The organism is Paenibacillus caui (assembly GCF_019904135.1).
In the GTDB taxonomy this organism is placed as follows: Bacteria; Bacillota; Bacilli; order Paenibacillales; family Paenibacillaceae; genus Fontibacillus; species Fontibacillus caui.
This window is the reverse complement of record NZ_JAIOGQ010000011.1, coordinates 51,925-63,701: the sequence shown is the minus strand read 5'-3', so window position 1 is coordinate 63,701 and position 11,777 is coordinate 51,925. Positions and strand designations below refer to the sequence as shown.

The 11,777-nt window shown below is 49.2% G+C and carries 12 protein-coding genes; 1 reads left to right on the top strand and 11 read right to left on the bottom strand.

The window, feature by feature from the left end:
• Positions 1-4: 4 nt before the first annotated feature.
• The 8 genes from K7397_RS08510 to K7397_RS08475 form a co-directional block, all read right to left on the bottom strand.
• Entirely contained in the window at positions 5-841 is an 837-nt protein-coding gene (locus K7397_RS08510; RefSeq protein ID WP_223067515.1) for an ABC transporter permease, read from the bottom strand.
• Complete coding sequence (locus tag K7397_RS08505; RefSeq protein ID WP_237690780.1) at positions 838-1,695, bottom strand: ABC transporter permease; 858 nt, start codon at positions 1,693-1,695, stop codon at positions 838-840. The genes K7397_RS08510 and K7397_RS08505 overlap by 4 nt, the downstream gene beginning before the upstream one ends.
• Complete coding sequence (locus K7397_RS08500; RefSeq protein WP_420488764.1) at positions 1,662-2,783, bottom strand: ABC transporter substrate-binding protein; 1,122 nt, start codon at positions 2,781-2,783, stop codon at positions 1,662-1,664. Before K7397_RS08500 ends, K7397_RS08505 begins: the two co-directional genes overlap by 34 nt.
• 14 nt (positions 2,784-2,797) lie before the next feature.
• Entirely contained in the window at positions 2,798-3,643 is an 846-nt protein-coding gene (locus K7397_RS08495) for an alkaline phosphatase family protein (protein ID WP_223067514.1), read from the bottom strand.
• A 468-nt stretch (positions 3,644-4,111) separates the two neighbouring features.
• Entirely contained in the window at positions 4,112-4,531 is a 420-nt protein-coding gene (gene arsC, locus K7397_RS08490) for an arsenate reductase (thioredoxin) (RefSeq protein WP_223067513.1), read from the bottom strand.
• A gap of 26 nt (positions 4,532-4,557) precedes the next feature.
• Positions 4,558-5,853 (bottom strand): arsenic transporter, encoded by a 1,296-nt coding sequence (locus tag K7397_RS08485; RefSeq protein WP_337926699.1) that lies wholly within the window; start codon positions 5,851-5,853, stop codon positions 4,558-4,560.
• 49 nt (positions 5,854-5,902) lie between these two features.
• Positions 5,903-6,229, bottom strand: coding sequence for an ArsR/SmtB family transcription factor (locus tag K7397_RS08480; RefSeq protein WP_223067512.1), 327 nt, complete (start codon positions 6,227-6,229; stop codon positions 5,903-5,905).
• 143 nt (positions 6,230-6,372) lie between these two features.
• Complete coding sequence (locus K7397_RS08475) at positions 6,373-6,975, bottom strand: TetR/AcrR family transcriptional regulator (RefSeq protein WP_223067511.1); 603 nt, start codon at positions 6,973-6,975, stop codon at positions 6,373-6,375.
• A 346-nt stretch (positions 6,976-7,321) separates the two neighbouring features.
• Between K7397_RS08475 and K7397_RS08470 the strand changes: the two genes are divergently transcribed.
• Positions 7,322-8,806 carry an MDR family MFS transporter gene (locus K7397_RS08470; protein WP_223067574.1) on the top strand — a complete coding sequence of 495 codons (1,485 nt, stop codon included), beginning with the start codon at positions 7,322-7,324 and terminating at the stop codon, positions 8,804-8,806.
• 81 nt (positions 8,807-8,887) lie between these two features.
• On the opposite strand, the gene K7397_RS08465 is transcribed toward K7397_RS08470, so the two are convergent.
• The 3 genes from K7397_RS08465 to K7397_RS08455 form a co-directional block, all read right to left on the bottom strand.
• Positions 8,888-10,174, bottom strand: a complete 1,287-nt coding sequence (locus K7397_RS08465; RefSeq protein ID WP_223067510.1) for a DUF4179 domain-containing protein — start codon at positions 10,172-10,174, stop codon at positions 8,888-8,890.
• Complete coding sequence (locus K7397_RS08460; protein ID WP_223067509.1) at positions 10,167-10,706, bottom strand: sigma-70 family RNA polymerase sigma factor; 540 nt, start codon at positions 10,704-10,706, stop codon at positions 10,167-10,169. The genes K7397_RS08465 and K7397_RS08460 overlap by 8 nt, the downstream gene beginning before the upstream one ends.
• 322 nt (positions 10,707-11,028) lie before the next feature.
• The gene (locus K7397_RS08455; RefSeq protein ID WP_223067508.1) at positions 11,029-11,763 is read right to left on the bottom strand and encodes an SDR family oxidoreductase; all 735 of its coding nucleotides are present in this window, start codon (positions 11,761-11,763) and stop codon (positions 11,029-11,031) included.
• Positions 11,764-11,777 lie beyond the last annotated feature (14 nt).

Here is an 11,777-nt window from a genome sequence, read left to right as displayed (position 1 = left end):
GGCTTTACTCCTCCTCTACTTGGGCGCTCCGGTAACCCTTCGGTTTCCATGCGCCCAGCTTGAGCACCAGCCCCGACAGCACCAGAATCAGCGCAAAATAAGTGACAACAACGGCGCTGGCGGCTTGTCCCGAGGTGTTCATTTGGTTGTATAAATACATTTGGACCGTTTCAAATTGTCCGCCGACCAGCATTCGGGACATGACGAACTCCCCGAATATCATGGAGAATGAGAGCAGACTCGCAACGAGCGTCCCCGGCAGTATATTGGGAAGGATCACCCTGCGGAAAGCGGCCATGCGGCTGGCTCCGAGCATCTCGGCTGCTTCCACCAAGTCCTTGGCGTTGATCGTGCTCAGGCTGTTGCGGACACTCTGGTAAATAAACGGCTGAATCATGATGAAATAGACGCCGATCAGAATCCAGACCGTTCCCGTGATGGCTACCGGACCGGATGAATACATTTTGATCAGACCGATGGCCGATACCACAGGAGGAAAAGCAAACGGGAGAAGCACCGAGATTTGCAGCAATCTCTCCCATTTGGGAAAATACACATTCAGCACGAAAATGACAGGCACCATTAAAGCCAAAGTGACGATAACGGTGATGACTCCAACAAGCAGCGTTCTGCCGACGGCTGCCAAAAACCGGCCGTCCGTAAAGATGGAGCCGTACCACTGCAGCGTATATCCGTCCGGCAGAATGCCATCTTGCCACTGCCTAGCCAGCGAGAACAGCAGCGTGCCAGCGACGGGAAGAAACAGATACACGAGCAGAACGCCGAGCACGGTGCCATGCCATTTTCTGCCGTCCGATTTTCCGGAAGTTTTCGGCTTCATAGTCCTCTCCTCCTCGACAAGCTCGCCATCCATTCATTGATGACCAGCGAGGCAATCATGATGACGGCCAGAATGACGGCCAGGGCGCTGCCAAGCTGAAAATTCGGGAAAATATCGCCGGATACAAGGGCCGAAATCCGGATCGACAACAAATTGTAATTGCTGCCGGTCAAGGCGTAGGCTGTAGCGTAAGCGCCCAGCGCGTTGGCCATCAAGATGCTGAACGTTCCGAGCACGCCCGGAAGGAGCACGGGAATGCCGATATGGCGCCAGAAGCTCCAGACGGAGGCGCCCAGCATGGCCGCAGCTTCCTTCCACTCTTCGCGGATTCCGTTGTAAAGCGGGTAGACAAGCAGAATCGCCATCGGAACCTGATAATAAATATAAGTAAGCGTCAGACCAGCTTCGGAATATAGATCGAAGCCGGCGATGCTGCGAATGCCGAGCTCCTTGCCGATCAAGGTAAGCATTCCGTTGCTGCCGAGCAGAATCATGTATGCAAAAGCCAGCGGAACACCGACAAAGTTGGTGATCATATTCGAGATCATGATCATGCGGTCACGCAGTTTTGTCGTAAACCGGGTGATCGAATAAGAGCAGACCAGGGCGATGATAAGCCCGGCTACGCTGGAGATAAAAGAAATTTTCAAGCTGTTGAGCATGGCCTTCCCGTACAGCGGGTTCGTTAGGCCTTTAACATATTGGCCAAGGGTGAACCCTTGGCCGTCATTGTTCTGAAAGCTCATGGCAATCATACGGAGAACAGGAACCAATTCGAATGCGCCGAGCCACACCAGCAGCGGGATCAGCACAAGCAGCATCATTTTATTTTGGATTGAACTTGTTCTAGCCATGTTTGAGGCAGCTCCTTAATCGCATTTTCCCAGGCTTTGAAATCCCCGACGGGCTTTGCACCCGCATATTCCGACTTGTCGATCAGCTTTGACTCCACATCTTCAGGCAGCTTCACACTTTGGCGAATCGGACGCGCATAGCCTTTGGCCAGATTGATCTGTCCCGCATCGCTAAAGATATAAGCGCGAGCCAGCTTGGCGGCTTCGGGATTCGCTGCGTTTTTGTTGATGACAGACGCATAACCGCTCGTTACGCTGCCTTCGGCAGGAATATGAACTTCGAATTTGTTCGGGTCGATCTGATCGCGGTAACCGAGGGCGTTAAAGTCCCACAACAGCGCCACTTCGACTTCACCTTTCTGAATCGCCGGCAGCTTGGGATCCGTCAAAGCAAGCCGGCCCTGGTCTGCAAGCTTAACGAAGAAATCAATGCCCGGCTGCAGGTTCTTCTCATCCCCTCCGAATGCAAGGGCCGCTGCCAGTACGGCATGCTGGGCCTGAGACGCTTTGGTTACGTCGCCCACGGCAACCTTGTAATCCCCTTTAAGGAGATCATCCCAGCTCTTCGGCGGATTCTTTACCAAGTCCTTATTGGTCAAAAACGAAATGGTACCGGTATAGGCCACCATCCAGTCGCCGTCATCGTCTTTCGCCCAATCAGGCACTTCGTCCCAGAACTGTGTTTTATATTTCAGAGTCAAGCCTTTGTCCTCCGCTACCGGGCCGAAAGCGATGCCGACGTCGCCGATATCGGGCGGACTGTTCTTCTCGGTCTCGAATTTCGCCAGCTCCTCGGAACTGGACATATCGGTATCGGTATGGTCGATATTGTATTTAGACTTAAGATCGGCCCAGGTATCTTTCCAGTTCGCCCACGAATCCGGCATGCCGACGCTGGACAGCTTTCCTTCTTTCTGAGCCAGGGGAACCAGTTCCTCAAGCGTGGCGCTCGCGCTGGATGCATCAGCCTTCGCTGCGTTCTTCGCTCCGCCGCCTCCGGAAGAGCAGGCCGACAACGCGATAACCCCGGCCATCAATAGTCCTATCCATGCGAATCTCCTTTTCTTCATGCCCTTTTCAGTCATCATCGTTACTCCCTCTCCTATTTGATTTGGCCCGCAGCAGCGGGTGTACGGTAACCGGGTATCTCGTAATCGGTCATCTGTTCAGACAAAGGAATATCCAGCAGCCTGCACATCAGAGGCGCAAGCGCCAATTGAGGCAAATATTCGTCGTTATACTTGCCGGGAGCAAAACGGTCTCCGATCGCGATCAGGCCGACATCTCTTTCTCCGTCCCCCGTTCCTCCATGGTGTCCGTCTTCATTCATGCCATGATCCGACGTAATGAGAATCTGATAACCGGCTTCCATCCATGACGGCAGCAGGAGCGACAGGATACTGTCCACTTTGAGCGCCGAGCCGCGGTAGCCCGCCGAGTCGGAAGTATGCTTGTGACCCGCATCGTCGATATTCATCGAATGGATATACAGGAAGTCCGGATCGTAGGTTGTTCGCAAATGCTCGGCATCCGCCATCAGATGAGAGTCCGGATAAAAGTCTTCGAAGTAGAACATGCCGTGCTGGATCGGCATGCTTTCGTCATGCTGGATCCGGTCTGTGACGGCATTGAACGGAGCCCGCTGATACAGCTCGCTGACCCAGTAATAAGAGGCAGATGCCGTCTTCAGTCCGTGCTTTCTGGCCAGGTGAAAAACGCTGTACTGCTTGGACAAACGGACCACCTCATTCGCCGTAATCCCGTTAACATAGCTCGGAGTGCCCGTGAGAAGCACTTCGTACAGCGGTCTCGAAAGACTGGGAAGCTCCGATTTCACCTTGTATAGGGCTGCTTTCGATTTTTCAACCAAATGATTCAGATAACCCATGGAAGATAACATCACATCATAGCGCAACCCGTCTAGTACAACTACGATTGTTTTGCTCAATTTTACACCTCCAGGCGACTGTTTTTGTTGTTTTTTGTTTTTTGTTGTTGATTTATGAACATATTAATGCCCGTTTAAGTGGTTGTCAACGGCTTAAGTTACACGTAGTGTAATATTCAATGCCATTCAAACGCTTTCAATCCAAAAATAATTTATGGGAGCGTTTTACTTTAATTTGTGCTTCTAGTTTTTTTACCAATTAGCAGGTAGCGCAGATTTGTGATGCAGGAAACGGAAATGAAGAAAGCATCAACCAGTCGTCTATGGAGAGTGTTAAAGAGGGTTTACAGAAGGGTTTTAGGAAAAAAAGAAAGTCCCTCCCGAAGCCGGGAGAGACTTTGAAATTACCCGCAGCAAGTTATGGCAGGATATCAAAAATAATTGATTTATTTCTTGATGAGGCAATTCAAGCTCCACAACCAGCGTTTTGCTTGCAACTGGCAGCGCGATGTTTTTATAGCAGCTTTCTTATTCGCCCGTCTCCGCAAATTTCTTGATTCGCTCTCCAATTTCATCACGTACGCGCTGAAATACAGCCCATTTCTCTTCCGACGTACCCTGTGCTTTGGCAGGATCGTCGAAGCCCCAGTGCTCGCGTTTTACTTTTGGAGGAGTAATCGGGCATTTATCCGCCGCATCTCCGCACAGCGTAACGACCAAATCGGCATTGTTCAGCAAGTCTGCATCAATAATATCCGACGTCTGATTGGAAATATCAATATCCACTTCCTTCATGGCTTTAACCGCGTTAGGATTGAGCCCATGGGCTTCAATGCCGGCGCTGTGTATATGCCAGTCGTTCCCCAAATATTTCTTGGCCCAGCCTTCAGCCATCTGACTGCGGCAAGAGTTCCCGGTGCACAAAAAGTAGATTGTCTTTTTCCCCATAATCTTCTTTCTCCTTTATATTAAAATTACAAAACAGATAACCAAATATACAAGCCTAAAAGCGTAATAAACAGCGTTGGAATCGTTAATATAATGCCGGTTTTAAAATACGTTCCCCAAGAAATTTTTACACCTTTGGATGAAAGGACATGCAGCCACAACAAGGTAGCCAGCGATCCGATCGGCGTGATCTTCGGACCGAGGTCGGAGCCTATCACATTGGCGTAAACCAGAGCTTCCTTGATCGTACCGGTTGCTGCAGTTGCCTTAATCGCCAGCGCATCGATCATCACCGTAGGCATATTGTTCATGACGGATGAGAGAATGGCCGAAATAAAGCCCATGCCCATCGTGGCAGCAAACAGGCCTTTATCCGCTGCGGCTTGAATGACAACAGACAGAAGATCCGTAAGTCCGGCATTGCGCAATCCGTACACCACGACATACATGCCGATGGAGAAAAATACGATCGCCCACGGTGCGCCTTTGACCACTTCAACAGTAGGTACGGCAGGACTCCGGCTGGCCATGAACAAGAAAAAGATAGCTATCACCCCGGCTACAACCGAGACGGGAATGTCAAAAAATTCGCTTATAAAGTACCCTATCAGCAGTATGGCTAATACCAACCAGGATAACCTGAACATCTTCATGTCCTTAATGGCATCGACCGGTCGCTTGAGATGAGACGAGTCAAATTGTCTTGGAATGCTTCTTCGGAAAAAGAGATACAGCACCAGAATACTCGCGGCCAGAGAAAACAGATTCGGCACAAGCATCCGTCCCGCATATTGCATAAAGGTAACACCGAAGAAGTCTGCGGATACAATGTTCACCAGATTGCTCACGACCAGCGGCAGCGATGTGGTATCCGCAATAAAGCCGCTTGCGATGATAAACGGAAACACCTTTTTTTCATCGAATCCAAGCGCCCGGACCATGGCAAGCACAATCGGCGTCAAAATAAGCGCCGCCCCGTCATTGGCGAAGAAAGCTGCGACAATCGCGCCTAACAACGAGACATACATGAACATACGGATCCCGTTGCCGCGTGAAGCCCTGGCCATATGCAGGGCAGCCCATTCAAAGAAACCGATTTTATCGAGAATGAGCGAGATCAGAATGATCGCTACAAACGCAAGCGTCGCATTCCACACGATCTGGGTAACGTCCCAGACATCCTGAAAACTCACAACGCCAACCAATAAAGCTAATATAGCCCCGCCGCAAGCAGACCAGCCTATAGATAAATTTCTGGGCTGCCATATAACAAGGACAAGTGTTGCCAGAAAAATAACGCATGCCAGAATGATAGACACCACTTCTTAAAGCCCCCTGTTTCATTACTGATTGTCTTTCCCTTGAAAAACTTTATTTACATATAGACTTAATCCCCTCCTTGTTCAGTGCCGACAAGATCGCCTTGGAGTCGGGCATGTGCTCTAGCACCGCCTTGATATAGGGTTTATCTTCCACATTTAAGGAGTAATATACCCATTGACCCTGTTTGTTCTCTTTGACGATACCTTGAGCTTTCAGCTTCCTCAAATGTTGGCTGACGCCTGGCTGGGAGATATCCAGAATGTCGACAAATTCGCAGACACACCATTCCCGTTCCTTCATGAGGGATAACATCGTCAAGCGTGTCTTGTCTCCTAAAAGCTTCAACTTTTCAGCCGCATCATGAAGCCGCTCCATACATGCCCCTCCTTTAACAGCTTAATTATATAATCGTATGCTTATATAATAATTTTATTTTCTATTAAAATCAATCCGAAATAAACAACACAAATAAACGCACCGAAAGGAGCGTTGACTTGTGTACTTCTAAGAAAGAAATTTCAATCTGGATACTGCGAAAAATAATGCTCAAATAAAATATCGATTTGTTTATCCACAGGAATACGCTCTGGAACGTCCGAAATATCTTTAATGCGGCGGGTCATCAGGATCGGGAAAAAGACAGCGGAATTGAGGTGCATCATCATGATCATAAGAACTTCCGGATCTTTCTCTCCTGTAATTTCCGTGAGAATCGCTTCAATTTTGTTAATTCCCAACGTTTTCATATACTTCATGTATTCATATTGCGATTCAAAGTATACGTTTCCTTTTCCAAGCAGCTCCTGCAGCAGGTCAGGCACATCGAGTATGGAACCCGCGTATTTCTTCATGAAGTTTTTCAGTCTTTCCTTTGGCGGGATGGACGTATCATCCAATATTCGAAAGTGTTCTTGAAATGCACTGAGAAGCACTTTTAGAGCTTCATTAATCAATTTATCTTTTGAACCAAAATAATAATTAATCAGCGCAAGATTTGAATTCGCACACGAAGCAATTTTGCGCAAAGTTATATTATTAAGGCCTTCCGTTTTAATAAGTTCCATAGTTGCATTCAAAATATTTTCTTTTGTTGTCAGGTCTTTATCGGAGCTATTGAACATATTGCAACTCTCCTAGCTGGTCATTCAGAGAAATTTGGTTATGTTAAATTATGAATTTAACTGTGTTTAATCCAACATAATACTCATATTTATGCGATGTCAAGATAAACGCTTGCTTCTATGGTATCGAAAAATTGCCAAATTTATGGCTTCAACATTTATGTTGACAATTAATTCCGGGAGCGATAACGTATGTATTAAACAACGTTTAAATCAATGATTAATTATTGCGAATGAAGGCTTGATGCCGAATTAACGGGGAGGTGAATTCTTTTTCGTACAACGTAAATCCCTGATTTTTCTAATTTAAGGTATCTTATAAAGAGAAAGCGGTGTGAGAAAAACCATGTCTGTTCCAACTGTACAGCAAAACTCCGTCCAGCCGGACGAATTCTCGATTAAGACAATCATTGGGCCGTTACTGGCCATCATTGTCGGCATGATTATGGTTATTTTGGACAGTACCGTAGTCAATGTTGCTATACCCAAATTGGTTGATTACTTCAAGACGGACCTTAAAACCATTCAATGGACTATTACGGGGTACACCTTGGCATTATCTGCCGTAATTCCGCTGGCCGGTTGGATGACGGATAAATTCGGAGCAAAACGAATATTTCTAATAACAATTACTTTGTTTACGATAGGCTCCGCCCTGTGCGCACTTGCACAAACGCCGGAGCAATTAATCATTTTTCGTGTCTTGCAAGGTCTTGGGGGAGGAATGGTTTCCCCGATCGGGATGGCCATGGTCTTCAAGCTTGCCCCTGCGGACAAGAGAGGTTCCATCATGGGTGTACTTGGCGTGCCAATGCTTTTGGCGCCGGCGCTTGGACCTGTACTATCCGGCTGGCTGGTCGATTATGTCAGCTGGCATTGGATTTTCCTGATTAATTTGCCGATCGGAGTTATTGCCATATTGATTGGAATGAGGTTCCTGCCTAAACCTGAACGCCATCAAACGCCGCATCTTGATATTATAGGGATGATTATTGCTCCAATTGCCTTTGCCATGCTGACTTATGGTGTTAGCGAAGGGGGAACCAGTTGGACTTCAAGTTCCACGATTACAGGACTAAGTATTGGCGGAGGAGCCTTGATTATTTTCATTATCGTTGAACTGTTGCAAAAACAGCCATTGCTCGAGTTGCGCGTTTTTCGTTCTTCCGACTTTACGCGCGGCATCTTCTTACTCTGGATTGCTCAGGTTGCATTGTTCGGTTCGATGATTTTAACGCCTCTGTATCTGCAGCAAGTAAAAGGATATACCGCTCTGGAAACAGGCTTGATCCTGCTTCCGCAAGCATTGGCCTCGGCTGTCTTCATGCCGGTCGGAGGACGATTGTTCGACAAACTGGGGGCCCGCCCTCTTGCTTTTACGGGACTCGGCATTATCTCCGTTGCCTTATATCTTTTCTCGCGGATTACGGTCGATACCAGTTTGGGAATGATCTTGCTGTCTCTAGGTTTAATGGGATGCGGCATGGGGCTGACCATGATGCCGCTTAATACTCATGTACTGAATGCCGCCCCGCCTAAATTGGTAAACAGGGTGACACCTTTGACCACAGCTGCCCAGCAGGTCGTCGTTTCTTTTGCCGTGGCCGGCTTGACAGGCTATTTGACTTCCCGAATCAATAGCCACATGACAGAAATCGCCCAAGGGCATACCCCAGGTCAGGCTCTAACTGCCGGGTTCGGGGATACGTTTTTTCTGGCGACATGCCTGGCCATTGCCGGCTTTGTCTTAACTCTTATTCTTCGCAAGCCGAAAGTACAACCGCAGGAACAGCCCAATAAAGCAGGGGCGGCCGTGAAAGTGGACTATTAAACGTAATCGCGATTTGAAGCACGAACAAAACCTCCAACACCACCGGGATAGTGGTTTTGGAGGTTTTTGGTCCAATCCTATTCATTTTACTTTGATATGAATGTTGCCCTGGATACGGGCCGGATAATCATCGATCTTGAGCGTCAAGGGACTTAAGTAAACATCTCTGGGAATATCATACTGGATATCCTCATTTGAAAATCCCATCTGCGAGGAATGAAACTCCTTGCCGGAAGCATCCGTGAACAGGCTTGAGAAGACACTGTACCTTCTCCCTTCATCAAGCGAGTCATCCTTGTGGAGCCGGAAATGCAGAACCGTATCCGTCATCCCCTCCAAGCTTAAACGGTCATCCGGTTTGGTTAGCAGCCGCTTCTTCTTCAGGTCGATCTTGACCTCGAGTTTGTTTTTGTCCAGCGCGCGCATGCTGCCTCCCTCAATGTACAATTCCTTGGGTTTCAGAAAATAATTGCTTTGGAAATACAAAATGATCGAGTCCTCGCTTTTGTGCGAAGCCGTTACGCCATTCATGATCGTCCCAAACTTTTCCCCGTGCTCATCCACGATTGCGATATCGTCAAAGCTCAATATTTTCTTTGTATTGTGCGGATCGAAATTAACCTCGACACCGATCCGGGTCGGATAAACCGTCATCGTTCCGAAAGTGATCCGCTGCCCTTCCACCGTGGCCGATTGGTTGATCGCATAGGTTTCCTTCATGCTGCTTAATTTGCTTTTGTCTACCGGTATCTCGAACTTCCATCCCGGATCCGCCCTTGCCTCTTTCGCTTCACCCATGCCCAACAGCCGCAGGTTCAGCCTTAACCGGTCAGGAACGGCAGTGCCATCCTGAAAGGAGAAGTCAATCTGTCCCTGCTTGGTCTTCCAGTCTTCCCGAACATCAGTGCTGCCATAGCTGACGGAGTATCCGTCAAGCCAGTTGCCTGCTCCATCTTCTAGTTTGACACCATTGATATCCACATTGCCTTTCAGGGCAGCCTTGTTGTTAAGCGTATAGAACAGGATGACCCGGGATTCGTCCGCCAGCATGCCGTCCATAACCAGTTCAATTCCGTCTTTCTCCTGAGACATGCCCAACGGTTCGATGAAATCATTTTTGAGGGCAAGCTGCAGCCCCTTGTCGTAATGAAGCATCTCGACCAGCGCCTTCAGACCCGGGATGCTCCCGACATATGCCGCCACGGCCGGAGAGAAGCGCACGGACAACAAAGCGGCCAGAATGAACAAGCAGCCCGTTCCTATGGCAATCCGCGAGCGGATTCGCTTCTTTCTGTACCTGCGCCCCTTCTCGATTCCCAGCAAGATAGCGCGATCCATCTCTTCAGGTATCCTTATTTGTTCAGTCATGCCGTTCACCGTCCTTAACCAGTCGAAGCCGCAATCCCCGCAGCGCTTTATGCAGCCAAGTCTTGATAGTACCCTCAGGGTGATCCATCCTGCGGGCAATTTCCGTAATCGTCAAATCCTGATAATATTTCAGCCGAATGACCTGCTGATAAGGATCTACAAGCTTGCTGACCTCCGCTTCGAGCAGCACCTTGTCCAGATAAGCCGATTCATCGTTATGCTCGTATGCAGACTCTTTCCCGCCAAGCAACTCTCCCGCAGCATACCGCCTGCTTCTCCTCTTCCGCTCGTCCGCGCAATAATGAAGGAGAATCCGAACGATCCAGGTGCCAAAATATTTGGGTTCCCTAAGCTTGCCAATCCGCAAATAAGCCCGGTAAGTGACCTCCTGCATCGCTTCAAGAGCGTCTGCCTCATTTCCCAGACAGGCGAATGCAATTTTGTACATCTGCACCTTATGCCTTTGCATCAGCTCGTAAAATGCGGATTCGTCGCCTCCTTTGGCCGCGGCGGCCAGCTGGTCGTTATCCATATAACCCCTCCCTGCCTGCCGTCTTAATCAGGCCTCTTGTTGCTGACTATCTTATTATTAGACTGGGAACCGGCGCAAACGGTTTTAGCGAAATTGGCGGCACATAGATGAGCCGCATACATAATCGGCTGCAAAAAGTAGTTCCGGCCCGAGGGCTGCCTGCCAAGAGAAAAGGAGCTGTCCTCCAGTAGCCAAAAACTACCTTTGAGACAGCCCCTTATTTTGACGGATATACAAAAAAAGCTTATTCGTGGCTTTGACACAGCGTATCATTGTAACTCTTTCCCCACTCGCACATCACTTCCAGAACAGGGATCAGCTTTTAGACAAGTCTGGCCCCGCCGTCAACGGTCAGCGTTATTCCTGTTGTATTGGCGTTCTCCATCAGAAACAATACCGCGCCCGCAATATCATCCGCTGAGGCAATGCTTCGAACCGGCAGCGTAGGGGCCGTTTGTTCAAACCAGGCTTGCTTCTGTTCCTTTGACATCCAATCGTGCATAGGCGTGTCGGTGTACCCCGGAGAGACGACGTTCACCCGCACCGGTGCCAGTTCAACGGCTAAAACCCGGCCCAAATTTTCAAGCGCGCCATGCACAGCGGAAGGCACAGCCGCCCCCGGTACCGCCTTATCGCCGAAAAATCCCGTGGTAAGCGTAATGGAGCCTCCTTCCCGAATCAGTGCCGCCCCATAGCGTACGGCCAGATACGGGCCCCAAAAACGGCTCTCGAATTGTTCTCTGGCGTTGGAGGTTTCGATTTCCGCAACCTTGCCGAGACCATGCTTCATCTCCCCCGCCGTTATGACAAGATGATCGAATTCCCCTGCTTCGGCAAAAAAAGTACGGACATCGTCCTCCGACCGCAAATCCAGGACCGCTTTCCGCACGATCCCCTTCAGGCTTTCAGCCGCTTGTTCCAGCCGTTCTGCCGATCGCCCGGCAATCGTTACCTCCGCTCCAAGCTCCGCAGCTCGCCTGGCCGCCGCCAGTCCGATCCCGGAGCCCCCGCCAATCACGATTATGCGCTGCCCTTGCACTAAACTCCTTGTACTCATGAGATTGGTCTCCC